The following is a 24957-nucleotide window of genomic DNA, read 5'->3' on the forward strand; positions in this document are numbered from 1 at the left end:
GGCGATGAACCGGCACCGGGTACCGGGCCGATTCATCCGCTCAAGCGCTTACTTGCAGCCGGGCAGTTTCCAGTCCGCCGGACGGTCGACCCCCTGCCTCAGGTCCTTGCCTTCCGACACATACCAGACATCCTGAGTCAGGCCGTAGCGGGCACCGATCGTGCGCATTTCACAGCTTTTCCAGAGGGTCTGGATCTGTTCGTTCACGGCAGCCACCAGCTGCGGGCTGGCCTCTTTGTTGAAGCCGTAAACCACCTGACCTAGCCCCGTAAGCAGTGGGAAATTCGGATCGTTGTCGGTGAAGGCGTTGAAACGCAGGTGCCACTGCTCGTTGCGAAAAATGGCGTATTGCATGACTGGAGGATCACCGATCACTGCATCGATGCGTCCGGCGAGAAGATCGCGCACCGCAGCATCGGAGGTGTCGTACAACGCAACTTGCAACCCTTCGATCTTGCGCATCTCTGGGATGAACGAGAAACCGGTGATGGTGCCGACCTTCTTGCCCTGCAAATCTTTGAGGCTGCTCCAGTTGGTCTTGTCGGTCTGGGTGATGCCGTTCTTGAAATAGTGAATCGGGTCACTCACGGTCATGATCTTCGCGCGCTGCTCGGTCCAGCCCATGGTGCCGGCCATGACATCCACGCGGTTAGCTTGTACCGAAGCGATGGTGCTGGCCCAGTCCATCAAGGCAGGCTTGACCTTCAAGCCCAGCTTCTCAGATATTTGTTGAAGGATTTCACCGTCATAGCCGACCATCCGGCTGTCTTGATAACCGGTCCCCGGCATATCGCCAGTGAACGCGATAGTAAGGCTTCCAGGCTCTACCGTTTCCAGTGCGAATGCCGGCACCGAGGCCAGCATGGATACCAGCAAACCCGCGTAGATACCGGCAAAACGTCGAACGTTGGGCTTCTTCATCACGTGCTCCCAGATTGCTTTTTTTATGAACAGCATGGTGTTAGGCAGAAGCTCATCGTATGGTGATGATCGGGATAACTGGTTGGATGCTTTGCAGGAATGATTGAACATTTGCGACATTTCGGAGATGCACTGCCCAACGCCTCCAGCGCAAGCCTCGTGGAAGCGCTTGACAAGGGTCAGGCACGACATCCGCCAAGCCGACGCGGCGCCACCGAGTTGTCTATAGGTATCGTGCTATGGCCGCGCTTCCCCTTGCTGTCACTCTCGGGGCTGACCGATGCGTTGCGACATGCTGCCGATACCGGCGATCAGAGCCGCCCGATACGATGCCAATGGAAAGTCCTCGGTACCCCTGGGCAAAGAGTCATTTCCAGTTGCGGGCTGGATGTACCCATCGACAGTGAACTCACCGACCCTCATCAATTCGATTACATCGTGGTGATTGGTGGGCTACTGGACTACCTGGAGGCAGCGCCGAAGACTTATCCGGCATTCCTGCATCAGGCAGCCGCCGCTGACGTGCCTTTGATCGGCCTATGCACAGGCAGCTTCGTGCTCGCGCGACATAGCCTGATGGAGGGACGTACTGCCTGTGTGCATGCCTACCATTGCGATGACTGGAAACGTCTGTTCCCACGATTGCGCTTTGTCAGCAACAGTGACTTCCTCATCGACAAGGATCGGATCACCTGCGCAGGTGGTATCTCGGTGATCGAGTTGGCCATCCATCTTATCGGGATGCATTGCGGCCCGGATCGGGCCGGCAAGGTCGTTCACCAGATGACAGTTGCGAAAAGCAGTTCTGGCAGTTTCGTCGATCGGCGCAAGGCACTCGGCTACGCCAGCTCTTCGAACAGGCGCCTGCACGAAGCCGTGATGCTGATGGAAAAGCACATGACCGAGCCTTTGGATATCGACGCGATCGCGAACCTTGTCGGTACCAGTAAACGGCAACTGGAGCGTCTGTTTGTCGCCGAAACCAGTAGTACTCCGGCCCAGTTCTATCGCCAGGTTCGACTCAGGTTTGGCCGCTGGCTGCTCATCAGCTCGGATCGACATATCGGAGAAATCGCTTTCGAATGCGGTTTTGCCGATGCTCCCCATTTCATTCGGCATTTCCAGAACCTGTTCGGCATGTCCCCCGGCAAATTGCGCAAAGAGCTGATGCGAAACGCGACCCCGACCAAGGGGGAAACAGTTTCATGAATAGTGAACATTGACCCGTCGCGGGGCAGAATATGACTTCCCCGCCCCTTGTGGGAGCGGGCTTGCCCGCGAAGTGGCCCGACCAGCCAGCACACAAGGACTTGCCATGCACCTGACCCACCGCCCCGTACGGCCCGACGATATCCCTGGAATCTGCAGCTTCCCGCAAAGCCCGGCCGAACTGTTCTACATGTTCCCCAAAGCCAAGTACCCTCTCTCCCCCGCCCAACTGAACGATGCCATCGCCCAGCGCAGCGGCTCCACGGTGGTGGAGGGCAACGGCACGGTGCTGGCATTCGCCAACTTCTACAAGGCCGAACACGGCGGCGTGTGCGCCCTGGGCAACGTGGTCGTGGCCCACGCCGCACGCGGCCACGGCGTAGCGCGCTACCTGGTAACTACCATGATCGAACTGGCCCGCCAACAGTTCGCAGCCCGGGAGGTCTGGGTGTCGTGCTTCAACCACAACACAGCGGGCCTGCTGCTTTATCCACAGCTGGGCTTCGTGCCGTTCGGCATCGATGAACGGCAGGCGTGGGATGGCTCGCGGGTGGCGTTAGTGCAGATGAAACAGGTGTTTATCCAACCCGGCTGAGCCAGCGAGGCACTGCATGGGGCTGGACGAGAAGATCCAAAATCCCTTGCAACAATCACACACAGAACCTTCGCCCTACCTCGACGTCGGATCCTGCATCTGCCAATTTTCGAGGTAGCCCGCGTGAAAGACATCATTGTCCGCAAGTACCGCCTGGCGGTGAAGACCATCGGCTATATCGGCTGGTCGCTGTTCTGGCTGCTGATCTGGGATGTGCTGGTCACCATCGATTTCATGCTGTTCTTCAACAGCAAGTTCACCCTGCCGTTGATCCCGCTGACCTTGCTTGGCTCGGCGCTGGTGGTGCTGGTGAGCTTTCGCAACAGCAGCGCCTACAACCGCTGGTGGGAAGCTCGCACATTGTGGGGGGCGTTGGTGAACAGTTCACGCAGTTTCGCGCGGCAGGCGCTGACGCTGATCGATGACCCGGATGATGGCCTGAACCCGGTCAAGGCTACCCTGCTGCGTCGGCATATCGCCTATGTAAACTGCCTGGCGGCGCACCTGAAGGGCGAGCGCTGCCCGGATGAACTGATGGCGTTCATTCCGCCAGCGGAATTCGAGCGGCGCAACCGCTCGAACAATTTCGCCAACGACATTCTGAGTGGTTCGGCGGCGTTGCTGGCGCGGGAGTACCAGGCCGGGCGGCTGGACAGCATTCGCCTGGCAAGGCTGGAATCGACGCTGGTGGACCTGTCCAATGCCCAAGGTGGCATGGAACGGATCGCCAATACGCCACTGCCCTACCCTTACGTGTACTTTCCGCGGCTGTTCATCACCCTGTTCTGCCTGATCGTACCGGTGGGGCTGGTGGAGTCGCTGGGCTGGTTCACGCCGCTAGCATCGACGGTGGTGGGCTTCATGCTGCTGGCCATCGAGCGGATCGGGACGGATTTGCAGAGCCCGTTCAGGTTCAGTGAGCATCAGATCCAGATGGACAGCATTTGCGAGACGATCGAGCGGAATCTGGAGTCGATGCAGCGGGAGGCGCAGTGTGGGGAGTTGGCTTAGTGCCAGACCTCAACTGCCCTATCGGCGGCAAGCCATCTCCCACAGGGGCCGTGGAATCCTGTGACCTTGCACCGTATCTGTGGGAGCTGGCTTGCCGGCGATAGGGCCGCAACGCGGCCCCGGCTATCTGTCAGGCCCGCACATAGCGCTGGCGCAACACATCACTCAACGCATCCACCAGTAACACCAGCACCAGCATCCCCATGATCACCGTGCTGGCCTGGGCCTCCTGGAACAAACTCAAGGTTGTGTACAGCATCTGCCCCAACCCGCCAGCCCCGACAAATCCCAGCACGCTCGCCATGCGGATGTTGTTTTCCCACCGATACAAGCTATAAGCCAGCAACTGCGGCCACAGATTGGGCAAGGTGCCAAAGCAGAATGCCGCCACCTGGCTACCGCCCTGCAAGCGGATGGCAGCTGCGGGCTCCGGCGGTGCGTTCTCCAGCGCCTCGGCAAACAGCCGCCCCAGCACGCCAGCGGTATGCAGCGCCAAGGCCAGGGTGCCAGCATTCGGCCCAAGCCCGGCCGCCAGTACCGTCAGCGCGGCCCACACCAGTTCCGGGATGGCCCGCAGGGCATTCAGCAACAACCGCGCACAGGCCTGCAGCGGCCAACCGAACCGGCCAGCGGCCGGCAGCGCCAACAGCATGCCCAGCAGCATGGCCAACAAGGTGCCCAGGCCGGACATGGCCAAGGTTTCCAGCGCCCCATGCGCTACCGCGCGCAGATGCCCGGCAGACAGGTCAGGGTGCAGGAAACGCCCGGCATATTCGCCCATCTGCCCCAGCCCGCCGTTGCCGACCAGCGCCTGCAAGTCCAGCTTCAGGTAGGCGAACGAGGCCATCACTGCAGCCACGATGGCGCCGAGCACCAGCCAGTTGATGACCCGGTTCATGCAAGCCTCCAGCGCAGGAAGCGGCTGAGCAGGTCGGCCAGCATCACCAGGACCAGGAACGTCAGCAGCATGCTTGCCACTTCCGCTCCCGCGAACATGCGCATCGACAGGTCGATCTGCTGCCCCAGCCCGCCAGCACCGACAAAGCCCATCACCACTGAGGCGCGTACCGCGCACTCCCAGCGGTACACGGTGTAGGACACCACTTCGGACACCGCACTGGGCAGGATGCCGTAGAAAAACGCAGCCAGGCGGCCACTACCCGCCTGCAGCAAGGCATGCGCCGGGCGCTGGTCGACCGATTCGAAGATCTCGGCATACACCTTGCCAAGCATACCGCTGTAGGTAATGGCGATAGCCAGCACGCCCGCCGTCGGCCCCAGCCCGACGGCGCGCACGAACAGCAACGCCCAGACGATTTCCGGCACACTGCGCAAGAAAATCAGCAACCAGCGTACCGGCAGGCGTAGCAGACGCGACCACAACCCGGCGCGACCGCCATGTGAGGCGGCATGCAGCGACAAGGCTCGGCTGGCCAGCAACCCGGCAGGGACCGCCAGCAGCAACGCCAACGCCATGCCGGCCGTGGCCACGGCCAGGGTCTGCAAGGTGGCCTCATAAAGCAGGGAAAGGAAGTCGGCATCGTGTGCTGGTGGCCAGAAGGCACTGGTGAAACTGGCGATCTGCTGGCGATTCTCCGCTTGAAGCAGGACCGCCGGGTTCAATTCGCTCAGCTGCACGCCAGGCCACAGCACCGCCACAGCCAGCAGGGTCAGCAGCAACCGATGCAACAGCGCCGGGTCGCGGGCATCAAGTTTCAACATCGCGGTATCTGCACGGTCAGGGTCGGCCCCTGGCTCGGTGGTGAGGCCAGTTGTTCATTCGCATACAACGCATCCAGCAACTGCTCGGTCACCGCTTGCGCCGGGCAGTCGAACACCACCTGCCCTTCGCGGATACCAATCACCCGCGGAAAGTGCGCCAGCGCCAGGTCCACGGCATGCAGGCTCGCCACCAGAGTGACGCCATTGGCCTGTGCGTGGCGGTTGAGCAAGGCCAGACTGTGGTCAGCCAGCACCGGGTCCATGGCCGACACCGGCTCGTCGGTCAACAAGACCTGCGGCCGCTGGTACAGCGCCCGGGCAATGCCCACACGCTGCAACTGGCCACCGGACAATTGCCCGCACTGTACGAAGAGTTTGTCGGCCAACCCCAGCTCGGCCAGTACCTGGCGCGCCCCCGGCACATCGCAGGGGTACAGCAGGTTGAACAGGCCACGCAGCATGCCCCACTGCCCCAGGCGGCCGGCCAGCACTGCCGTCACCACCCGCTGGCGCGGCGGCAAGGGCGGTGCCTGATGCACCAGGCCTACCCGCGCACGCAGGCGCTGGCGGGCTCTGGAGGACAACGCCCATGGCTGCTCGCCGAGCAGTTCCAGGCGCCCGCTGCTGGGCTGGACGGCGGTCGCCATCAGGTGCAACAAGCTGGACTTGCCCGCCCCCGACGGGCCTATGATGGCGACGCGCTCGCCCTGGCCGATGCTCAGGCTCACGGCATCAAGCGCACGCACCTGGCCATGGCGCAGCCCGGCCTCGTGCAGATGGATCGCCACATTGGAAGCCACTGTCGATATCACTTGAGCAGGCCGGCCTCGCGCGCAGCCTGCTCGGTGCCCACGTAGTTCTCAGGTTTGGTCTCGATGAAGCGGCTGGCCGCCTGCAGGTCGAGGATCGCCTTGTGCTCCGGGTTGGCCGGGTCGAGGTCGAGGAAGGCTTTCTTGATCTTCTCTTTCAGCGCCGGGTCCATGTTGCCGCGCACGGTCCAGTTGTAGTCGAAGTAGGTCGGGGTGGTGGCGAAAACCTTCACCTTGGCGGTATCGACCTTGCCGGCATCCACCAGCTTCTGCCAAACGCTGGCATTGAGCACGCCGCCATCGACCTTGCCGGCCTGCACCCAGGCCACAGTGGCATCGTGGGCGCCGGAGTAGGCAACGCGACCGAAGTAGTCTTCAGGCTTGATATTGTCCTGCTTGAGCATGAAGTAACGCGGCATCAGGCTGCCCGAGGTGGATGAGATGGAACCGAAGGCAAACGACTTGCCCTTGAGGTCGGCCAGGCTCTTCACATCAGGGTTGGCGGTGATGAATTTGGAAGTGAACTGCGCATCCTGTTCACGCTGCACCAGCGGCGTGGCGGCAGGGTCCTTCAAGTGCACCTGAACGAAGGTGAAGCCCCCCAGCCAGGCCAGGTCCAGGCGGTTGGAAGCCAGCGATTCGACTACCGCCGGGTAATCGGCCACCGGCACGAACTTCACCTCCATGCCCAACTGCTTGGCCAGGTACTCGCCCAACGGTTTGAACTTGCGCTGCAGTTCGGTCGGTGCTTCGTCAGGGATGGCGCTGACCCGCAGAGTGTCGGCGGCCTGGGCGACAACGGCGCAGCAAGACAGCACGAGGCCGGCGGCGAGCGCCAGAGGGCGTTTGAGCATGGGGTGTTCTCCGGTTCAATAGCGGGGAAATGTCGGCCTATACGCCGACGACGGGAATTATAAGAGGCGCAGGCGCAAAGGCCAGCTTTGCTACAATCGCGCATCAAATTGACCTCCTGAGGTGCACATGAGCGAGCCGATTCGCCTGACCCAGTACAGCCATGGTGCCGGCTGTGGCTGCAAGATATCCCCCAAGGTGCTGGATGTGATCCTCGCAGAAAGCGGCGCCCAGGCCCTGGACCCGAAACTGTGGGTGGGCAACGCCTCGCGCGACGACGCTGCCGTGTACGCGCTGGATGACGAGCGCGGCGTGGTTTCGACCACCGACTTCTTCATGCCGATCGTCGATGACCCGTACGACTTCGGCCGTATCGCCGCCACCAACGCCATCAGCGACATCTACGCCATGGGCGGCGACCCGCTGATGGCCATTGCCATTCTCGGCTGGCCGGTCAACGTGCTGCCACCAGAAGTGGCCCGCGAAGTGATCCGCGGCGGCCGTGCGGTATGCGCCGAAGCCGGTATCCCGCTGGCCGGCGGCCACTCCATCGACGCCCCCGAGCCGATCTTCGGCCTGGCCGTCACCGGCGTGGTCAGCAAGCGTCACCTCAAGCGCAACGACACCGCCAGCGCAGGCTGCCGCCTGTATCTGACCAAGCCACTGGGTATCGGCATCCTCACCACCGCCGAGAAAAAGGCCAAGCTGCGCACCCAGGACCAGGGCCTTGCCCGCGACTGGATGTGCACCCTCAACACGCCCGGCAGCCGCTTCGGCAAGCTTGACGGGGTCAGGGCCATGACCGACGTCACCGGTTTCGGCCTGCTCGGCCACCTGGTGGAACTGGCCGAGGGCAGTGGCCTTACCGCTCATTTGGACTATGCCGCCGTCCCGCGCCTGCCCAGCGTCGACCACTACCTGGCCGAGGGCTGCATCCCCGGCGGCACTCTGCGCAACTTCGACAGCTATGGCCACAAGATCGGCACCCTGAGCGACGACCAGAAGCATCTGCTATGCGACCCGCAGACCAGCGGTGGCCTGCTGGTGGCGGTTAACCCGGAGGGTGAAGCCGAGTTCCTCGCGGTGGCCGCCGAACTGGGCCTGCAACTGGCGCCGATCGGCAAGCTGGTCGAGCGACAGAGCCACGCGGTCGAGGTGATCTGATGCGCCCCGACTGCACCGACTTCCGCCAGTTGTTCCTCGACGACGTGCCGATGATGGACATGCGTGCACCTGTCGAATTTGCCAAGGGCGCCTTCCCGGGTGCCGTCAACCTGCCACTGATGAATGACCAGGAGCGGCAAAAGGTCGGCACCTGCTACAAGCAGAAGGGCCAGGCTGAAGCCATCGTTCTGGGCCACAAGCTAGTCAGCGGTGAGATCAAGCAGGCACGTCTGGAGGCCTGGGCAAAGTTCGCCGAGGATCACCCGGAAGGCTACCTGTACTGCTTCCGTGGCGGCCTGCGCTCGCATCTTGTCCAGAAAGTGCTGCGCGATGAGAAGGGCATCCACTACCCCCTCGTCGAGGGCGGCTACAAGGCCATGCGCCACTTCCTGCTGGAGACTACCCAACAGGCGGTCGCGCAATGTGATTTCGTGCTAGTGGGCGGCCTGACCGGCACCGGCAAGACCGAAGTGCTGCACCTACTGGACAACGAGCTGGACCTGGAGGGCTACGCCAACCATCGCGGTTCCAGCTTTGGCAAGCGCGCCACTGCACAGCCAGCGCAGATCGACTTCGAGAACAGGCTGGCCATAGACGTGTTGAAAAAACGCGCCCGGGGTATCGAGCAGTTCGTGCTGGAAGACGAAGGCCGAATCGTGGGCAGCTGCACCGTACCGCTGGAGTTGTACCAGGGCATGCAGCAATACCCGCTGGTGTGGCTGGAAGACAGTTTGGCCAACCGCGTGGAGCGTATCCTGCGCGACTACGTGATCGACCTGAGCGCCGAGTTCGTCAGCCTGCATGGTGAAGAAGATGGCCGGCGGCTATTTGCCGAGACACTTCTGCAGAGCATGGGCAGGATTCAAAAGCGCCTCGGCGGCGAGCGCCATCAGCGGCTGTCGGAAATCCTGCGCCAGGCGCTGGACGAGCAGCAGCGCAGTGGTTCGGTAGAGTTGCACCGGGTCTTCATCGAAAGCTTGCTGAGCGAGTATTACGACCCGATGTATGCCTACCAGCGTGCAGCGAAAGCAGAGCGTATCGAGTTTGCCGGGGATGCGGTGGAAGTGCGCGAGTATCTCAAGGCCCGGGCGCTGCGCGAACCACGCAAGTAAAAACGGGGCCGCTTCGCGCCCCATCGCCGGCAAGCCAGCTCCCACAGGTATTGCACTGCCTGACAGGGTATGCGCTCCCTGTGGGAGCTGGCTTGCCGGCGATAGGGCCAGTACTGGCAGTACTCACTGCCCAGGGCTGAGCACGCGCTCCAGCTCCGCCGCCCGGTCGCGGGTCATGTCCATCACACAGGACCCACCTTCCAGCTGTGCCATGGTCCCGCCACTGGCCTGCACATGGAACCCGCAATTGCCATCGCGGTAGGCAAGCCACTTGCGCTGCACATCACGCAGGCTCTTCTGCTGCCCGGCATCCAGCTTGCCCATCAATTGCTTGTACACCCGGTTCAAACGCTGGTCCTGCAACTGCGTCTCGGCCCGAATGCACTCGCTCATGGCAACGGTACTGGACGCCTTGTCCATGCACTGCCCGTATCCCGGCGTGTAGTCATCCGCCTGGGCCAGCGGCAGCACACAGGCCAATGCCAGGCCCGTCAGGTAATGCTTGGTCATAAACTCTCCTTGTGGGCATCACAGCGTCTGCGGCTGTTCCGGTGGCATCAGCACCTTGCCCGGCTCGAAGCGCAGCGACGGCATCTGCGTTGCCGCATAAAACATCACGCCAAGCGCCGCGATCAACACCACATCCAGCCAGCTCCAGCCCGGCATGTCGTCGGCGCTGCGTGCCCTCCAGCAATGCCAGGCCTGGCCCATGCAAAACACCACCATTGCCGCCAGCCACAGGTAGAAACCGGCACCAAAACCGGTCAGGTCATGGAACTCATAGCTCTGATTGTCCGGCAGGCGGTCAATTCCAAAGCTGCTGGCCGCCAGATACACAGCCACCAGCCCGACCAGCAAGGCCAGACGACGAAAGCGCCGATGGGCAAGGATTGCCAGGGCCAGCAGCGGGTTGGCAAACCACTGGTACAACCCGAAGGGCATGCCCCAAGGCCCGTACAACAGCATCTGCAGGGCCGGCATGTGGCGGTCACCACTCATCAGCGCGCCGTCGAAGAACAGTGCGAGCAGGTAAAGCAGCAGGCTGGCGCTCAGGTAGAAAACTGGCAAGAGATTTACTTCCTATGCAACCGGTGGCTCTAGCAGAAGGCCATAAATACCCGAATCGGACAACTCGCCGGCAACGCACCAACGCGCACGCAATGTGCCTTCCAGCACAAAGCCCTGGCGCTCCAGAGTGCGTGCCGAACCTTGGTTGCGCGGGTCGATCTCGCCTTCCAGGCGGCGCATGTGCAGGGTGTGGGCGAGGTAATCGATGAAGCAGGTCAGTGCTTCGTCCATGTAACCCCTGCCCTGCACCGCGCTGGCCAGGCAGTAGCCGATTTCACCACGGCGAGAGACATCGTCGATATTGAACAGCTGGACCATACCGATCAGTTCGCCGTTGTCACGGCGGTACACGCCAAGCTTGAGCTGGTCACCATTGGCATAGGCTTCGCGGTCGGCGGCCAGGGCGCTTTCGGCTTCGGCCAGGTCTTGCCAAGGTGCATGGTGCCAATAGCGCATGACCTCGGGGTCGGCCATGATCGCCAGCCATTGCGCGGCATCGGCATGGCGCATGGGGCGCAATTGCAGACGCGGGCTGTCGAGGCAGAGGTCACTGGGGAAACTGCGGGGTGGGGTCACGCCGGATCTCCTGTCCATGGCTGGGGAGATGACAGTTTAACGTCAAGCGATCGGTTCAAGCATCCCGGGGCTGCTGCGCAGCCCATCGCCGGCAAGCCAGGCTCCCACAGGTGCACCACAGGCCCGGAGCCTTGCACTATACCTGTGGGAGCCTGGCTTGTCGTGGCGACGAACCGCGTCGATGGGCCGCAAAGCGGCCCCAAAAATCGTTCAGGCGCCCCGATTCAAGCCCATTTCCATATCATTGATCAGCGCCTTGGCCATGGCACTGAGGATGCGCGCCGCGCTGCCGGCGATCTTGTCGCCCTCCATCTCGGCCTCTTCGTTCAAATGCTTGATACAGCCGATCAGCACCGACAATTCATCGAATGCCAGATCAAGCGGTACACCCGGCTCTACCCGGTACAGCTCAAGGAATTTCTCCGCACCTACGGTGGTGCGGGATTTGAGGTGGTCGCTCATGCCTGGGCCTCCTGCGCCTTTATGTGGGCTAACAAGGCGTGCAGCAGGGCAGTTTGCGTCGACATGTTTTCGAGAAGGGTGGAACGCAGGTCCGGGGCTTCTGCGTCGAGGTATTGGAGGATGGTGTTGGAGAGAATGTCCATGACCTGGGTAGCCTGGGACTTCGCGGCTTGGTAAGTAAGGTCTGTAACGGGTGGATCAGGTACAAGTTTTTTCATAGTCATCTCGGAAATATTTTCAGAGGCAACCACTCGCATCCTTCTCACAGATAAGGTGGCAGCCGTACGCGAGGTGAGAAGACCAGTGTCCGAGGCACCGGCCAGACCGAAGTCTGCACGCGCACGGCTGCCATAACTGGCAAGCCATCTCGAAACACCGGGCTTCTCACACCCGATCGCCAATTGTGACGACGCCGAAACGTTATCTCTGAGGTAGCTACTTGCCTATCAGACGGCATCCGACTGAGGCCGTAGGATAATTCCTAATCCCTGGCAACCTGAAGCATTTGGTTTCAGGTTCAGAATCTTCTTACAGCTGATGGCCCTTTCGCGGGTAAACCCGCTCCTACAGGGTACGGTGATACCTGTAGGAGCGAGTTTACCCGCGAAAGGGCCGGTACAGGCTAACGAAATACGATCAGGCCACCTCAGCCCCATCATCCGGCCAATGCGGTTCGTTGGCCCCGGGCGGGGTCAGTGGTGGCAGGCCATACGCCGCCCGCGCATCGTCGCAGCTGGGGTTATGCACCCCACCCTCCCACGACGCCTCGAACTCGCGGCAGGGGCTGGAACGGTTGGCGTAGATGGTGCAAGCCACTTCCTGGCCGATCTCGCCCTGCAGGCTGATGCAGCGGCAGGGTTTGGCATCGGTGCCGATCATGGCAACACGGGTGGGGTTGATCTGTACCACCAGGTCGTCCGGCACAAGGCCCCCGGCGGACTGGCATTCGCCCCAGAAAAAGGACACACGGAAGTACCCGCAGCAGGCGCCGCAGTCAAGGCAAGGGTTGTATTCGGACATGATGGCACGGAGGGAAGGTTGTTGTTATCGGGGCTGGCCCGCGGCGCCATTTTCAATCCAAGCCGGGGCGGCTGGATAGAGGGGAATGCAAAAAATATTTGCCGCTGATCCGGCAATTGAACACGGGCGACCAACGACTTCCCCGGCCGCCCGTTCAAGTCAGCGTAATGCCTTGTAGGTGTTGACATCCCAGCGCTGCAGGCCAAGGCCCTCGGTCGGTTCATAGCCATCACCACACACCTTGCTGAAGTGAATGCAGGTCTCGCCGCAATACACCAAGCGGTCGTCATCTTCGCCCTCGGTAAGTACGGTATACGACTCGCTACGCATGGCCTTGTAACGCCCTTCGGCAGCGGCCATGACCATGTGATATCGCATCAACTGCTCGTCGCTCAGGAACAGGCGCCTGTCCAGTTGCACACCCCAGCGGGTCAGGCAGACCTCGGCAAAATGACGAACGATCAATCCCGGCTCCGCCAGTACCTTGCCATCACTCGCACCGTCGATGGAGGCGTTGCCCACCAGCGTGGCGTGGCGGCCTGGTATCGGGTAGATGCATATCCGTGTACCCGGTTCGACCGAAGGGATCACGCAGGCAAAGCCTTTGGATCGCTCGTCCCGCGAATAGAAACCCACATACTCGCGGACATTGCCCGCCAAGGTTACCCGCTGGCTTTGCAGGTTACCGATGCCCGGCACCGGGTCGATGGCGAAGATATTCACAGGTATGTCCCGCAATACAGGGTCCTGCGCCATGGCGTTGGCCAGCATGTGGCAACTGATCCCTCCCCTGCTCCAACCCACCAGGTTCACCTGGGTCGGCAAGCGCGGCTTGCGGAACAGGTTGATGATGCGCTCTTGCAGCTCCTGTGGCGTCGGGTGGCGTTCGCCGTAGTCATAGGTGCGCCAGAACCAGGAAGCTGTAGAGGTGGCATCCGGGATCGGAACCCCGGCCTCCTTCAGCCGCTCGTATTCTTCCTCGCTCAGCTTGGTGCGCTGCCAACTGCTTTCGCCTTTGATCACCTTCAGCACATGGTTGACGTTCTCTTCCCAGCCGCTGCCGAACAACTGGCCGCTCCAGTTGAAATAACCACCGGGCTCGACGAACAGATTGTCATCCTGCAGGTTGCCGCTGCCGGGGCCGTCAACGGCAATCCAGTGAGCGAACTCGCGGCCCTGGTCATTGCTGGCCAGGGTCGAGACCAGCTCACCATTCCAGAAGTTGGGGTTGGCATCGTCGAAGCGGTGGGAGCCGGTGCCGCAGAAATAGGCGGTGAAGACACTCATCTTTCGGGTCTCTGAAGTGAGAAATGAGTGCAGAAAAATAGTTATCTGGGTAGCTGTAGAGCAGTAGGAAAGCTGCTCCTACAGGTACGGCGCAGGCCGTGCGGCATGTGCCGTACCTGTAGACATGGGGGCTTACTTACGAGTCAGGCCATCAGCCCGGAACATCTGCCGGATCCCGCGAATCGCCTGGCGAATACGATCCTGGTTCTCGATCAGGGCAAAACGCACATGGTCATCACCATAATCACCAAAACCGATCCCCGGCGACACACAAACCTTGGCTTCGGCCAGCAGTTTCTTGGAAAACTCCAGCGAGCCCAGGTGCGCATACTCCGGCGGGATCTTCGCCCATACGTACATCGAAGCCTTGGGGTTCTCGACCATCCAGCCCAGCTCGTGCAGCCCTTTCACCAGCAGGTTGCGGCGCTGGCGGTACTGCTCGGCAATGTCTCGTACGCACTGCTGGTCGCCTTCCAGTGCTGCAATGGCAGCCACCTGCAGCGGGGTGAAGGTGCCGTAGTCGTGGTAGCTCTTGATCCGCGCCAAGGCACTGACCAACTCGGGGTTGCCGACCATGAAGCCGATCCGCCAGCCGGCCATGTTGTAGCTCTTGGACAGGGTGAAGAACTCCACCGCGATGTCCTTGGCCCCCGGCACCTGCATGATCGACGGGGCCTTCCAGCCATCGTAGACGATGTCGGCATAGGCCAGGTCATGGACCACCAACACGCCATACTGCTTGGCCAGGGCCACCACGCGCTCGAAGAAGTCCAGCTCCACGCACTGAGCGGTGGGGTTGGACGGGAAGCCGAGGATCATCATCTTCGGTTTGGGGATCGACTCGCGGATGGCCCGCTCGAGTTCGTTGAAAAAGTCCACGCCCGGCACCAGCGGTACCGAACGCACCTGGGCACCGGCGATCACCGCACCGTAGATATGGATCGGGTAGCTGGGGTTGGGCACCAGCACTGTGTCGCCCTGGTCGAGGGTGGCCAGCATCAGGTGCGCCAGGCCTTCCTTCGAGCCGATGGTGACGATGGCTTCGCTTTCCGGATCGATGTCGACCTCGCAGCGTTCCTTGTACCAGTTGGAGATGGCCCTACGCAGGCGCGGGATGCCGCGGGAGGTGGAGTAGCCGTGGGTGTCTTCACGCTGGGCGACCTGCACCAGCTTCTCGACGATGTGCGGTGGGGTAGCGCCATCGGGGTTGCCCATGCTCAGGTCGATGATGTCCTCGCCACGGCGGCGGGCAGCCATCTTGAGCTCGGCAGTGATGTTGAAAACGTAAGGGGGGAGACGATCGATGCGCGCAAAGCGACGCGGCGAACCTGGGTTGGCCATGGCTTCCTCTGAGTACGTAAGCGCCCGGAACCGTCCGAGCGACGCTGGCCGATATGGCGGCCTGGATCAGAAGATAATGCCGATACAGCATTCCTGTAAAGGACAATTTCCTGTTTTCATAGATCTTTTCAGATGTATTTTTTGAAAATAAGAAATTTATATTCTGCTGTGCCGGCCTCTTCGCGGGTTTGCCCGCTCCCACAGGATTACTCACTTGTCCCGAGACCTGCGCCGTACCTGTGGGAGCGGGCGAGCCCGCGAACGAGGCCGGCACAGAAAAACGCCCATAAAAAAAACCCGGCACAGTGGCCGGGCTTTTTCGTGAAACAGGCAGCAGTATCAGCGTGCGTATGTCATCAGCACGTCCGCAGCGGTCTGGCTGTCCACACCCATCATCACACTCAGGGCAGTGACGGTGAGGATGGAGAAGCCGAACACCTTGCGTGCCCACTTGCTGTCGTCCTCGGCCTTGTAGCCAGCCCAGGCCATGTACAGCCAGTACAGGCCCATGGCTGCTGCCACGGCCAGATAGCCGAGGCCGGCGTAACCGCCGAGGGTAAGCATCAGGGTTGCGAGCACGAAAGCCAGCACGTACAGCACGATCTGCTTCTTCGCCGCGAGGATGCCACGTGCCACCGGCAGGACCGGAATGTTGGCAGCGCTGTAATCCTTGAAGCGGAAGATCGCGATTGCGAAGCTGTGCGGCATCTGCCACAGGCTGAACATCACCAGCAGGGTAAACGCAGCCAGGTCGAAGCTGTTGCTCACGGCGCAATAGCCGATCACCGGAGGCATGGCACCAGACAGGCTGCCGACCAAGGTGCCGTGCACCGATTTACGCTTCAGCCACAGGCTGTAGAAACCGACGTAGACGATGAAGCCGATCAGCGCACAGAACGCCGACAGCGGGTTGGCCTGGACATACAGCAGGCTGAAACCCGCCACCCCGAGCAGGGTGGCGTAGATCAGCGCGAGGGGCAGCGACATGCCGCCCTGGACCATGACGCGGTTCTTGGTGCGCTCCATCTTGTGGTCGATGTCACGGTCGATGCAGTTGTTGAACACGCATCCGGACGCAACCACCAGCGAAGTACCGATCACCACCGCCAGGAACAGGGCGAAATCCACATGGCCCTTCGAGGCAAGGAAGAAACCGCCTGCCACGGAAAGCACGTTACCGAAAATGATCCCCGGTTTGGTGATTTGGATAAAGTGCTTAACGGACATGCAGTCTTACCTCACTTGGCCAACATTTCGAAGTGGATGCTGAACATGATCCACAGCGACAGGCCGACAAGCAGAGCGATCACCAGGGTGGTGAACAGGAACGTCGAAACGTTGTTGCGTTGCTCTTTCGAGCGGTCCATGTGCAGGAAGTACACGAGGTGCACTACTACCTGAATCACGGCCATGGCAACAATGATCAGAACGGTCAGGTTCTTCGGCAGGCTTGGCGACATGGCCAGGCCGAACGGGATCGCAGTCAGGATGATCGACAGGATGAAGCCGATCATGTACGACTTGACGCTGCCGTGGTTACCTTCGTGATGAGTGTCGTGTGCGTTAGCCATTACAGAACTCCCAGCAGGTAGACGACGGTGAATACGCAGATCCAGACCACGTCCAGGAAGTGCCAGAACAGGCTCAGGCAGCTCATGCGGGTCTTGGCGGTCGGCGTGATGCCGTGCTTGTTGATCTGGTACATCATGATTGCCATCCAGATCAGGCCGGCGGTCACGTGCAGACCGTGGGTACCTACCAGGGCGAAGAAGCCCGACAGGAAACCACTGCGGTTCGGGCCGTAGCCCTCGGCGATCAGGTGATGGAATTCGTAGATTTCCATCGCGATGAAGCCTGCACCGAACAGGAAGGTCACAGCCAACCAGCCCAGTACGCCAGCTTTCTTGCCGTCGAACATCTTCAGCATGGCGAAGCCGAAGGTGATCGAGGACAGCAGCAGGAACAGCGTTTCAACAGCTACGAAATCGAGCTGGAAGATGTCATGACCCGACGGGCCGCCGGCAAAACTGCCGGACAGCACCGCGTAGGTGGCGAAGAGCGACGCAAACAGGATGCAGTCGGTCATCAGGTACAGCCAGAAACCGAGTACGGTCATCTGGCCCGAGTCGTGGTGGTGGTCGTCATGCCCATGGTCGTGACCATGAGCAGCACCGTGCATTACTTGACTGGACATTGATTACACCCGCTCAAACGATTCGACACGTGCGCCGGCAGGCAGAGCACCTGCTTTGGCCAGCGCTTTCATGCGCTCGCCTTCGATGCGCGCCACTTCTTCGGCCGGAACCATGTAGCCCTGGTCGTCACGCGCAGCGTGGCGAACGAAGACAGCGATGGTTGCAACCAGGCTCGCGCCAACCAGCCACCAGATGTGCCAGATGAAGGCGAAGCCGAAGACGGTCAGGAACAGGCCCATGAACAAACCGGTGGAGGTGTTGCTCGGCATGTGGATCGCTTCGTACTTGGCCGCAGGCTTGTAGGCAACACCGGCTTCCTTGGCTTCGTGCCAGGCGTCCAGGCCAACCTTCTCAGGCATGTGGGCGAAGTTGTAGAACGGAGGTGGCGACGAAGTCGACCATTCCAGGGTACGGCCGCCCCATGGGTCGCCGGTCACGTCCAGGTTCTGGTTGCGGTCGCGAACCGATACGTACAGCTGGATCAGCTGGCAGGCGATACCGAACAGGATCAGCACGGCGCCGACAACGGCTACGTACAGGTAGGGTTCCCACAGCGGGTTGTCGGAGTGGTTCAGACGACGCGTCATGCCCATGAAGCCCAGGGCGTACAGCGGCATGAACGCTACGTAGAAGCCCGAGATCCAGAACCAGAAGGCAGCCTTGCCCCACTTCTCGTTCAGGGTGAAACCAAAGGCTTTCGGGAACCAGTAGGCGAAGCCGGCGATGTAGCCGAATACCGCACCACCGATGATCACGTTGTGGAAGTGAGCAATTACGAACAGGCTGTTGTGCAGCACGAAGTCAGCACCTGGAACAGCCAGCAGAACACCAGTCATGCCACCGATGGAGAAGGTGATCATGAAGCCCAGGGTCCACATGATCGGCGCGGTGAAGCGCAGACGGCCCTGGTAGATGGTGAACAGCCAGTTGAACAGCTTCACACCGGTCGGAATGGAGATCAGCATCGTCGCCAGGCCGAAGAAGGTGTTGACGCTGGCGCCGGCACCCATGGTGAAGAAGTGGTGCAGCCATACAGCGAAGCCCAGCACGGCGATGGCGCCCGATGCGTAGATCATCGAGTGGTGGCCGAACAGACGCTTGCCTGCGAAGGTGGAGGTAACTTCCGAGAACACACCGAAGGCCGGCAGGATCAGGATGTAAACCTCAGGGTGACCCCACGCCCAGAACAGGTTGACGTACATCATCGGGTTCCCACCAAGCTCGTTGGTGAAGATGTGGAAGTCCAGATAACGGTCAACAGTCAGCAGAGCGAGTGCAGCGGTCAGGATCGGGAAGGAAGCCACGATCAGCACGTTGGCCCAGGTGCAGGTCCAGGTGAAGATCGGCATGTCCATCAGTTTCATGCCAGGTGCGCGCATCTTCATCACGGTGACGAGGAAGTTCACGCCGGTAAGCGTCGTACCCAGGCCTGAGAGCTGTAGCGCCCAGATGTAGTAGTCGACACCCACCCCAGGGCTGTACTGAATGCCCGCGAGCGGCGGATAGGCAACCCAGCCGGTCTTGGCGAATTCACCAACGCCCAGCGAGATGTTGACCAGCAGCACGCCTGCCAGCAGCAGGTAGAAGCTCAGGGAGTTCAGGAACGGGAAGGCAACGTCACGTGCACCGATCTGCAGAGGAACCGCAAGGTTCATCAGGCCGGTGAAGAACGGCATCGCCATGAAGATGATCATGATCACACCGTGAGCGGTGAAGATCTGGTCATAGTGTTCAGGCGGCAGGTAGCCTTCGGAGCCACCGGTAGCGGCAGCCAGCTGGGTACGCATCATGATGGCGTCGGCAAAGCCGCGCAGCAGCATGACCATCGCGACGATGATGTACATCACCCCGATTTTCTTGTGGTCGACAGTCGTCAACCACTCGCTCCACAAGTAGGTCCACTTGCGGAAGTAGGTGATAGCACCGACGACAGCGATACCACCGAGCGCGATCATGGCAAGCGTCACCATGACTATCGGCTCGTGATAGGGTATCGCCTCCAGGCTTAGTTTACCGAACATCTCTTACTCCTCTGCACCGGCAGCTGGTTGCATACTCGATTCCACACCCTTGGTAGTGGCCAGATCTTTGCTGCCTGCTTCTTCGTGGCTCGGACGACCGCGGTTCATGCCTTCGTACTTGTCGACGATCAGCTGGAACTGGTCAGGCGAAGCCTCGCTATACAGCGCGACTGGGTTGTTTTCGCTTGGTTTGGCCAAGGCGTCGTATTCGGCCTTGTCCAGCTTCTTCGGCGACTGCTTGACCTCGGCGACCCACTTGTCGAAGTCTTCCTGAGAGGTGGCAGTAGCCTTGAATTTCATGCCGGTGAAGCCAGCACCGCTGTAGTTGGCGCTGATACCGTCGAACTCGCCGTTTTCGTTGGCGATCAGGTGCAGCTTGGTGGTCATGCCGGCCATGGCGTAGATCTGGCCGCCCAGGCCCGGGATGAAGAACGAGTTCATCACGGCGTCGGAAGTGACGCGGAAGTTGACCGGGGTGTTAGCCGGGAAGACGATCTTGTTGACCGTGGCAATGCCCTGCTCCGGGTAGATGAACAGCCACTTCCAGTCCAGTGCGACCACGTCGATCTGCACCGGCTTCACATCGGAATCCAGCGGACGGTACGGGTCCAGCTTGTGGGTGGAGTGGTAGGTGAAGTAGCCCAGGGCGATGATGATCAGGATCGGGATGATCCACACCGCGGCTTCGATCTTGGTCGAGTGCGACCAGTCGGGGGTGTAGGTGGCAGCCTTGTTGGAAGCACGGTACTTCCAGGCGAAAACCACGGTCATGATAATGACAGGAATCACCACCAGCAGCATCAGGCCGGTAGCGATCAGGATCAGGTTCTTTTGCTCAATGCCGACCTGACCTTTCGGGTCGAGCAGGGTCCAGTTGCACCCACTGAGTAAAAGCATGCCTAAAAAGGGCAATATGCCAAACAGTCTGGGGTAACGCTTTTTACTCATCTCACGACCTCTAGATCAGCTTGCTTCAATGCAATTTGTGTTTTGGTAGCCAGCACTTCGTCCTGCCAAGTGAGGCATTTCGCGCCCGAACTCGCTCCTGCCCGGGGTCCGACTGCAGGACCTTGGCGTCAAGCGGGTTAGCGGTGCTTATGGTTTCGTAGGCAACAGGCCTGTACTTCAGACCAAGTCCATTTGGTGCGGGAAAACGCGGAGGGGGATCCGCCCGGTATCGCCGTTGGGCGAAACTTGACGAAGTCAGCAAAAAGGAGCGCTGGGGCTTCCTTCAATCCTGCGACTCGCAAGCAGTGCCGAACGGAAATTGGGGGCGATTGTAGATAGGTCGCCAACCCTTGACTATGACTTATTGAGCAACAGTCCTTTACAGAATCTGCAACAATACCGCTCAAAAATTCAACTTCGCGACAGTTTGTCGCACCCCGCTTGATAGCCCCCAAAGCCGCATTCTGCAAGGCCTCCGAGTTGATCTGGATCAAGCGGTGAGCGAATTTTCCCTCTTCTCATGCGGCGTAAAAGACCCCATGCAATTCGGTACTTTTGTCTAACCCTGGCGTCGGTTGCGATAGATCCCGAGTGGAACCAGCACAGCCGTCAGGACGAACGCCACCAGTGCCCATTGCGCCAGCGACAGACCAAGGATCGGCGGGTATGGCGTGCTGCAGAAGCCGTCGACCTGGAACACCAGCGGCCAGAGCTTGGCCAGCGGCAGGTCGTCCACGATCGGCTGCAGGGTGTCGATGCCACAACTGACCATGGGGTTGGCGAGTATATACACATGGTTGCCGGCCGCAACGATTCCGCCGATGGCGCTGAGCACCACCAGTACCTCGAAGAAGGTGAGGCTACGGCGCCCGGGCATCGCCGCGGCGATGAAGGCGAACACGGCGATGAACAACAGCGCATAACGTTGCAGGATGCACAGCGGGCATGGTGCCTCGCCCAGGACTATCTGCATGTAGAGGGCGCCACCGATCAGCGAAATGCAGATCAGGCCCAACAGTACCAGAAAGCGCCGTTCCCGATTCAGGCGCGATGTTTGTTCGTTCATTGCCGGTTCCTTCGATGGATAGTGGCAGCGTGATCCGCCTGCCTGGCGCAAGTCTACACGCTGTGCAGGGCCTTTGAGCGTGCCGAGGAAGCGGCGTGATAGCGCTGCGCAGGGCTATCCGGTGTGGCTGAGACCGGCCGCAACGACGTCGGTTCAACGCAGGGCGGCAAAAAAGCGGCTGCCCGGGTGCCGCGCAGGGGCAAGCCCCTCGACACCCGGGAGTGAAGGATACCGTGATTAAAGGAGGATTAAAGATGAAAGCTGCACAGCCGCTTTCATCTCTCCTTTATATATAGGCAGGAAGGTGAAGTGCGGCCCAGCGGCTGGCAAGCCAGCCCCCAGGCGGCGAATGCGATCGACCGTTTCGTTCTCGATTACCCACGGGCGGGAGCAGTGCTGCAAGGGAGCTGGCTTGCCAGCGGCTGGGATGAATATGCTGTAAGCCTGTACCGACCTCTTCGCGGGCTTGCCCGCTCCCACAGGTACGCCACAGACTTCAGATCCTGTGGGGTACCCTGTGGGAGCGGGCAAGCCCGCGAAGAGGCCAGTGCAGGCGCTACATCACTCCAGCGCTGCCGCCGGCCCGAAGAACTCGTAGCGGCTCTGCTGCTCTGGCACACCCAGGCCCTTCAACTGGCGCTTGACCGCCGCCATGAAGCCCTTGGGCCCGAGGAAGTAGGCATCCACGTCTCGCTCTTGCGGCAGCCACTCGGCCAGCAGGTCTTCGCTCAGCAGGCCCACGGCATCAGCCGCGCCGCCACCCTGCGGTTCTGCATAGCAGTAGAAGCGCTTGAGCTGCGGGTGACGCTCGGCCAGCTCGTCGATCCAGTCGCGGAAGGCATGCACGGCGCCGTTACGGGCGCAGTGAATGAAATGCACCTCACGCTGGGTTTGCAGTGCCGCCTGCAGCATTGGCAGGGTCGGGGTAATACCCACGCCACCGCTGATCAGCACCAGCGGCTTGTCGCTCGCTGCCAGGGTGAAATCGCCAGCCGGCGGGAACAGCTGCAGGGTATCGCCCACCGCCAACACATCGTGCAGGTAGTTGGAGACCTTGCCACCCGCCTCGCGCTTGACGCTGATGCGGTATTCCTTGCCGTCGCACAGTGCCGACAGGGAGTAGTTGCGGCGCTGCTCGGCGCCGTCGATGTCCAGCTTCAGGCCGATGTACTGGCCAGGCTCGGCCCTGAGCACCGGTTTGCCATCCACCGGGGCAAAGTAGAACGAAACGATTTCGCTGCTTTCCTGCTCACGGCGCACCAGGCGGAATTCGCGGGTGCCGCGCCAGCCGCCTTCGGCCTCTTCCTTCTGTTTATAGAGGTTCTCTTCCGCGCCGATCAGGATGTCGGCCAACTGGCCATAGGCCGCGCCCCAGGCGTCGATCACGGCGGGGGTGGCGATTTCCTTGCCCAGCACTTCTTCGATGGCGCGCAGCAGGCAGCTGCCGACGATCGGGTAGTGCTCCGGCAGAATCTGCAGGGCAACGTGCTTGTTGATGATCTGGCCGACCAGGCCGCCAAGTTGCTCCAGCTGGTCGATATGGCGGGCATACATCAGCACGCCGTTGGCCAGGGCGCGCGGTTGGTCACCGCTGGCCTGGTGGGCCTGGTTGAACAGCGGGCGCACTTGCGGGTACTCGCTGAGCATCATCTTGTAGAAGTGGGTGGTCAGCGCTTCGCCGCCGCTTTCCAGCAGGGGGACAGTGGCCTTGATGATTGCACGTTGTTCGGCATTGAGCATTGCAACAACTCCTGAGCCTGTGGCTTCAAATGACTGCCCGAGCTATTACATCAATCATGCCAACTCTTATCTCCAGCAAAATCAGGGGCTTGACGCAGGTCATGTCAAAACGACCCACCTCGACGTATAGTCATATCGACCCACAGGAGTCCATATGACCACGAAGCCCCTGCTCACCACCCTGCTGCCCCTGGTCAGCGACCTTTCCCGCGACCTGCCCGACCAGGAACGCTATCGCCGCCTGCTGCAGGCCATGCGGGGGTTGCTGCCCTGTGATGCCGCCGCGCTGCTGCGCCTGGACGGCGAGTGGCTGGTGCCGCTGGCAGTGGACGGCCTGAGCCCCGATACCCTGGGCCGGCGCTTCCGAGTCAGCGAGCACCCACGCTTCCAGATCCTGCTCAGCAGCCGGGAACCCACCCGCTTCGCCAGCGACTCCGAGCTGCCCGACCCTTACGACGGCCTGGTCAACGCCCCTGATGCCAACCTGGAAGTACATGACTGCATGGGTTGCCCGTTGATGGTCGACGAGCGCCCTTGGGGCCTGGTTACCCTCGATGCCCTCACCCCCGGGCAGTTCCAGAGCCTGGAGCTGGGCGCCCTGCAGGCCTTCGCCAGCCTTGCCGCCGCCACGGTCACCGTGGCCGAGCGCATCGAGCACCTGGCCCTGCGCGCAGAAGACGAACACCATCGCGCGGAGATCTACCGCCAGGCCAGCGGCCAGGACAAAGAGCTGATTGGCCAGAGCCCCGCGCACAAGCGCCTGGTCGAGGAAATCCGCCTGGTCGGTGGCAGTGACCTGACCGTACTGATCACCGGTGAGACCGGCGTCGGCAAGGAGTTGGTGGCCCAGGCCCTGCACCAGGCCAGCAACCGCGCTGACAAGCCGTTGGTCAGCCTCAACTGCGCCGCCCTGCCTGACACCCTGGTAGAAAGCGAACTGTTCGGCCATGTACGCGGAGCCTTCACCGGCGCCCATGGCGAGCGCCGCGGCAAGTTCGAGCTCGCCAATGGCGGCACATTGTTCCTCGACGAAGTCGGTGAACTGCCACTGACGGTGCAGGCCAAATTGTTGCGCGTACTGCAGAGCGGCCAGTTGCAACGCCTGGGCTCGGATCGCGAACACCGGGTGGATGTGCGCCTGATCGCAGCCACCAATCGCGACCTGGCAGCAGAGGTACGTATTGGCAACTTCCGCGCCGACTTCTACCACCGCCTCAGCGTATACCCGCTGCACGTTCCGCCGTTACGCGAACGTGGGCGGGATGTGCTGCTACTGGCTGGCTACTTCCTCGAACAGAACCGTTCGCGCCTGGGCCTGAACAGCCTGCGCCTGAGCAGCGAAGCCCAGGCCGCGCTGCTGGCCTACGACTGGCCAGGGAACGTGCGTGAACTGGAACACCTGATCGGCCGCTCGGCGCTCAAGGCGCTGGGCCAACATTCCGACAGGCCACGCATCCTCACCCTGGAAGCCATCGACCTGGACCTGCGCACAACCGCAACGCCCGGCACCCCGCCCTCCCCTGCCGCGCCCTTGCCAGCGGCACCGCTACCCGAAGGGGGCCTGCGCGAAGCCGTCGACGACTACCAGCGCCAGCTGATCGAGGCCTGCCTGCAGCGGCACCAGGAAAACTGGGCAGCGGCTGCCCGGGAACTCGGCCTGGACCGCGCCAACCTTAGCCGCCTGGCCCGTCGGCTGGGGCTGCGCTGATTGAAACCAGCGCGGTACCTGTGGGAGCGGCTTTAGCCGCGAAGAATCCAACGCAGTGCATGGCACCGGCTGCGCCGGTGTTCGCGGCTAAAGCCGCTCCCACAGGGTCCCGAGCATTCCTTGGCTCGGT

Annotated in this window: 26 protein-coding genes; 6 read left to right on the top strand and 20 right to left on the bottom strand. The window is 61.3% G+C overall.

Features of this window, described 5'->3' with window-relative positions; all coding sequences use genetic code 11:
* Positions 1–48: 48 nt before the first annotated feature.
* Positions 49–921 carry an ABC transporter substrate-binding protein gene (locus tag MJ643_RS20990; RefSeq protein WP_169774993.1) on the bottom strand — a complete coding sequence of 291 codons (873 nt, stop codon included), beginning with the start codon at positions 919–921 and terminating at the stop codon, positions 49–51.
* 99 nt (positions 922–1020) lie between these two features.
* Here MJ643_RS20990 and MJ643_RS20995 point away from each other — a divergent pair, with 99 nt between their 5' ends.
* The 3 genes from MJ643_RS20995 (at position 1021) to MJ643_RS21005 (ending at position 3736) form a co-directional block, all read left to right on the top strand.
* Entirely contained in the window at positions 1021–2130 is a 1110-nt protein-coding gene (locus MJ643_RS20995) for a GlxA family transcriptional regulator (RefSeq protein WP_044039531.1), read from the top strand.
* Between the two features lie 106 nt (positions 2131–2236).
* Positions 2237–2725 (top strand): GNAT family N-acetyltransferase, encoded by a 489-nt coding sequence (locus MJ643_RS21000; protein ID WP_013970997.1) that lies wholly within the window; start codon positions 2237–2239, stop codon positions 2723–2725.
* Positions 2726–2848: 123 nt separating this feature from the next.
* On the top strand, positions 2849–3736 hold the full coding sequence (locus tag MJ643_RS21005) for a bestrophin family ion channel (protein ID WP_013970996.1): 888 nt from the start codon (positions 2849–2851) through the stop codon (positions 3734–3736).
* Positions 3737–3866: 130 nt separating this feature from the next.
* Here MJ643_RS21005 and phnE read toward each other — a convergent pair whose 3' ends face one another.
* From phnE to MJ643_RS21025, 4 genes are read right to left on the bottom strand one after another with little or no spacing between them, the layout of a single operon-like run.
* Positions 3867–4634, bottom strand: a complete 768-nt coding sequence (gene phnE, locus MJ643_RS21010; protein ID WP_013970995.1) for a phosphonate ABC transporter, permease protein PhnE — start codon at positions 4632–4634, stop codon at positions 3867–3869.
* Entirely contained in the window at positions 4631–5458 is an 828-nt protein-coding gene (locus MJ643_RS21015; RefSeq protein WP_013970994.1) for an ABC transporter permease, read from the bottom strand. The genes phnE and MJ643_RS21015 overlap by 4 nt, the downstream gene beginning before the upstream one ends.
* Positions 5452–6246 carry a phosphonate ABC transporter ATP-binding protein gene (locus tag MJ643_RS21020; RefSeq protein WP_013970993.1) on the bottom strand — a complete coding sequence of 265 codons (795 nt, stop codon included), beginning with the start codon at positions 6244–6246 and terminating at the stop codon, positions 5452–5454. Before MJ643_RS21020 ends, MJ643_RS21015 begins: the two co-directional genes overlap by 7 nt.
* A 20-nt stretch (positions 6247–6266) precedes the next feature.
* A complete protein-coding gene (locus tag MJ643_RS21025; protein ID WP_013970992.1) occupies positions 6267–7121 on the bottom strand; it encodes a putative selenate ABC transporter substrate-binding protein in 855 nt (284 codons plus the stop codon).
* Positions 7122–7248: 127 nt separating this feature from the next.
* Here MJ643_RS21025 and selD point away from each other — a divergent pair, with 127 nt between their 5' ends.
* Together selD and mnmH are read left to right on the top strand one after the other, a co-directional pair.
* Positions 7249–8283, top strand: a complete 1035-nt coding sequence (selD, locus tag MJ643_RS21030; protein ID WP_169774994.1) for a selenide, water dikinase SelD — start codon at positions 7249–7251, stop codon at positions 8281–8283.
* A complete protein-coding gene (gene mnmH, locus MJ643_RS21035; protein ID WP_013970990.1) occupies positions 8283–9395 on the top strand; it encodes a tRNA 2-selenouridine(34) synthase MnmH in 1113 nt (370 codons plus the stop codon). Before selD ends, mnmH begins: the two co-directional genes overlap by 1 nt.
* Before the next feature lie 123 nt (positions 9396–9518).
* Here mnmH and MJ643_RS21040 read toward each other — a convergent pair whose 3' ends face one another.
* The 15 genes from MJ643_RS21040 to hmpA all read right to left on the bottom strand — a co-directional run bounded on the left by MJ643_RS21040 (position 9519) and on the right by hmpA (position 23119).
* Positions 9519–9905 carry a lysozyme inhibitor LprI family protein gene (locus MJ643_RS21040; RefSeq protein ID WP_023661248.1) on the bottom strand — a complete coding sequence of 129 codons (387 nt, stop codon included), beginning with the start codon at positions 9903–9905 and terminating at the stop codon, positions 9519–9521.
* An 18-nt stretch (positions 9906–9923) separates the two neighbouring features.
* Positions 9924–10463, bottom strand: a complete 540-nt coding sequence (locus MJ643_RS21045) for a hypothetical protein (RefSeq protein ID WP_039613833.1) — start codon at positions 10461–10463, stop codon at positions 9924–9926.
* Positions 10464–10475: 12 nt separating this feature from the next.
* Complete coding sequence (locus tag MJ643_RS21050; protein ID WP_023661246.1) at positions 10476–11039, bottom strand: GNAT family N-acetyltransferase; 564 nt, start codon at positions 11037–11039, stop codon at positions 10476–10478.
* Positions 11040–11249: 210 nt separating this feature from the next.
* Complete coding sequence (locus tag MJ643_RS21055) at positions 11250–11501, bottom strand: DUF3077 domain-containing protein (protein ID WP_013970986.1); 252 nt, start codon at positions 11499–11501, stop codon at positions 11250–11252.
* Positions 11498–11644, bottom strand: a complete 147-nt coding sequence (locus MJ643_RS21060; protein ID WP_169774995.1) for a hypothetical protein — start codon at positions 11642–11644, stop codon at positions 11498–11500. The genes MJ643_RS21055 and MJ643_RS21060 overlap by 4 nt, the downstream gene beginning before the upstream one ends.
* Before the next feature lie 493 nt (positions 11645–12137).
* Positions 12138–12521: a YkgJ family cysteine cluster protein gene (locus MJ643_RS21065; protein ID WP_003259127.1), complete on the bottom strand. Its 384-nt coding sequence runs from the start codon at positions 12519–12521 to the stop codon at positions 12138–12140.
* A 159-nt stretch (positions 12522–12680) separates the two neighbouring features.
* Positions 12681–13808, bottom strand: coding sequence for a hypothetical protein (locus tag MJ643_RS21070; RefSeq protein ID WP_047594629.1), 1128 nt, complete (start codon positions 13806–13808; stop codon positions 12681–12683).
* A 132-nt stretch (positions 13809–13940) separates the two neighbouring features.
* Positions 13941–15149 carry an alanine transaminase gene (gene alaC / locus MJ643_RS21075; RefSeq protein WP_247727000.1) on the bottom strand — a complete coding sequence of 403 codons (1209 nt, stop codon included), beginning with the start codon at positions 15147–15149 and terminating at the stop codon, positions 13941–13943.
* 339 nt (positions 15150–15488) lie between these two features.
* The gene (cyoE, locus tag MJ643_RS21080; protein WP_013970981.1) at positions 15489–16376 is read right to left on the bottom strand and encodes a heme o synthase; all 888 of its coding nucleotides are present in this window, start codon (positions 16374–16376) and stop codon (positions 15489–15491) included.
* Between the two features lie 11 nt (positions 16377–16387).
* Complete coding sequence (cyoD, locus tag MJ643_RS21085) at positions 16388–16720, bottom strand: cytochrome o ubiquinol oxidase subunit IV (protein ID WP_003259128.1); 333 nt, start codon at positions 16718–16720, stop codon at positions 16388–16390.
* On the bottom strand, positions 16720–17343 hold the full coding sequence (gene cyoC / locus MJ643_RS21090; protein ID WP_023661242.1) for a cytochrome o ubiquinol oxidase subunit III: 624 nt from the start codon (positions 17341–17343) through the stop codon (positions 16720–16722). The genes cyoD and cyoC overlap by 1 nt, the downstream gene beginning before the upstream one ends.
* A gap of 3 nt (positions 17344–17346) precedes the next feature.
* Positions 17347–19365: a cytochrome o ubiquinol oxidase subunit I gene (gene cyoB / locus MJ643_RS21095; RefSeq protein WP_013970980.1), complete on the bottom strand. Its 2019-nt coding sequence runs from the start codon at positions 19363–19365 to the stop codon at positions 17347–17349.
* Between the two features lie 3 nt (positions 19366–19368).
* The gene (cyoA, locus tag MJ643_RS21100; protein WP_015268993.1) at positions 19369–20313 is read right to left on the bottom strand and encodes a ubiquinol oxidase subunit II; all 945 of its coding nucleotides are present in this window, start codon (positions 20311–20313) and stop codon (positions 19369–19371) included.
* A gap of 559 nt (positions 20314–20872) precedes the next feature.
* Positions 20873–21379: a disulfide bond formation protein B gene (locus MJ643_RS21105; protein WP_013970978.1), complete on the bottom strand. Its 507-nt coding sequence runs from the start codon at positions 21377–21379 to the stop codon at positions 20873–20875.
* Positions 21380–21940: 561 nt separating this feature from the next.
* On the bottom strand, positions 21941–23119 hold the full coding sequence (hmpA, locus tag MJ643_RS21110; protein ID WP_023661240.1) for an NO-inducible flavohemoprotein: 1179 nt from the start codon (positions 23117–23119) through the stop codon (positions 21941–21943).
* A gap of 154 nt (positions 23120–23273) precedes the next feature.
* Between hmpA and norR the strand changes: the two genes are divergently transcribed.
* Entirely contained in the window at positions 23274–24827 is a 1554-nt protein-coding gene (gene norR / locus MJ643_RS21115) for a nitric oxide reductase transcriptional regulator NorR (protein WP_169774996.1), read from the top strand.
* Positions 24828–24957 lie beyond the last annotated feature (130 nt).

The organism is Pseudomonas sp. PNPG3 (assembly GCF_023093815.1).
Lineage (GTDB): Bacteria > Pseudomonadota > Gammaproteobacteria > Pseudomonadales > Pseudomonadaceae > Aquipseudomonas > Aquipseudomonas asiatica.

Coding starts and splice junctions, on each gene's coding strand:
- MJ643_RS20990 (WP_169774993.1), bottom strand. CDS start 921: ATGAAGAAGCCCAACGTTCGACGTTTTGCCGGTATCTACGCGGGTTTG.
- MJ643_RS20995 (WP_044039531.1), top strand. CDS start 1,021: ATGATTGAACATTTGCGACATTTCGGAGATGCACTGCCCAACGCCTCC.
- MJ643_RS21000 (WP_013970997.1), top strand. CDS start 2,237: ATGCACCTGACCCACCGCCCCGTACGGCCCGACGATATCCCTGGAATC.
- phnE (WP_013970995.1), bottom strand. CDS start 4,634: ATGAACCGGGTCATCAACTGGCTGGTGCTCGGCGCCATCGTGGCTGCA.
- MJ643_RS21015 (WP_013970994.1), bottom strand. CDS start 5,458: ATGTTGAAACTTGATGCCCGCGACCCGGCGCTGTTGCATCGGTTGCTG.
- MJ643_RS21025 (WP_013970992.1), bottom strand. CDS start 7,121: ATGCTCAAACGCCCTCTGGCGCTCGCCGCCGGCCTCGTGCTGTCTTGC.
- selD (WP_169774994.1), top strand. CDS start 7,249: ATGAGCGAGCCGATTCGCCTGACCCAGTACAGCCATGGTGCCGGCTGT.
- mnmH (WP_013970990.1), top strand. CDS start 8,283: ATGCGCCCCGACTGCACCGACTTCCGCCAGTTGTTCCTCGACGACGTG.
- MJ643_RS21040 (WP_023661248.1), bottom strand. CDS start 9,905: ATGACCAAGCATTACCTGACGGGCCTGGCATTGGCCTGTGTGCTGCCG.
- MJ643_RS21055 (WP_013970986.1), bottom strand. CDS start 11,501: ATGAGCGACCACCTCAAATCCCGCACCACCGTAGGTGCGGAGAAATTC.
- MJ643_RS21060 (WP_169774995.1), bottom strand. CDS start 11,644: ATGGACATTCTCTCCAACACCATCCTCCAATACCTCGACGCAGAAGCC.
- MJ643_RS21065 (WP_003259127.1), bottom strand. CDS start 12,521: ATGTCCGAATACAACCCTTGCCTTGACTGCGGCGCCTGCTGCGGGTAC.
- MJ643_RS21070 (WP_047594629.1), bottom strand. CDS start 13,808: ATGAGTGTCTTCACCGCCTATTTCTGCGGCACCGGCTCCCACCGCTTC.
- alaC (WP_247727000.1), bottom strand. CDS start 15,149: ATGGCCAACCCAGGTTCGCCGCGTCGCTTTGCGCGCATCGATCGTCTC.
- cyoE (WP_013970981.1), bottom strand. CDS start 16,376: ATGTCCGTTAAGCACTTTATCCAAATCACCAAACCGGGGATCATTTTC.
- cyoD (WP_003259128.1), bottom strand. CDS start 16,720: ATGGCTAACGCACACGACACTCATCACGAAGGTAACCACGGCAGCGTC.
- cyoC (WP_023661242.1), bottom strand. CDS start 17,343: ATGTCCAGTCAAGTAATGCACGGTGCTGCTCATGGTCACGACCATGGG.
- cyoB (WP_013970980.1), bottom strand. CDS start 19,365: ATGTTCGGTAAACTAAGCCTGGAGGCGATACCCTATCACGAGCCGATA.
- cyoA (WP_015268993.1), bottom strand. CDS start 20,313: ATGAGTAAAAAGCGTTACCCCAGACTGTTTGGCATATTGCCCTTTTTA.
- MJ643_RS21105 (WP_013970978.1), bottom strand. CDS start 21,379: ATGAACGAACAAACATCGCGCCTGAATCGGGAACGGCGCTTTCTGGTA.
- hmpA (WP_023661240.1), bottom strand. CDS start 23,119: ATGCTCAATGCCGAACAACGTGCAATCATCAAGGCCACTGTCCCCCTG.
- norR (WP_169774996.1), top strand. CDS start 23,274: ATGACCACGAAGCCCCTGCTCACCACCCTGCTGCCCCTGGTCAGCGAC.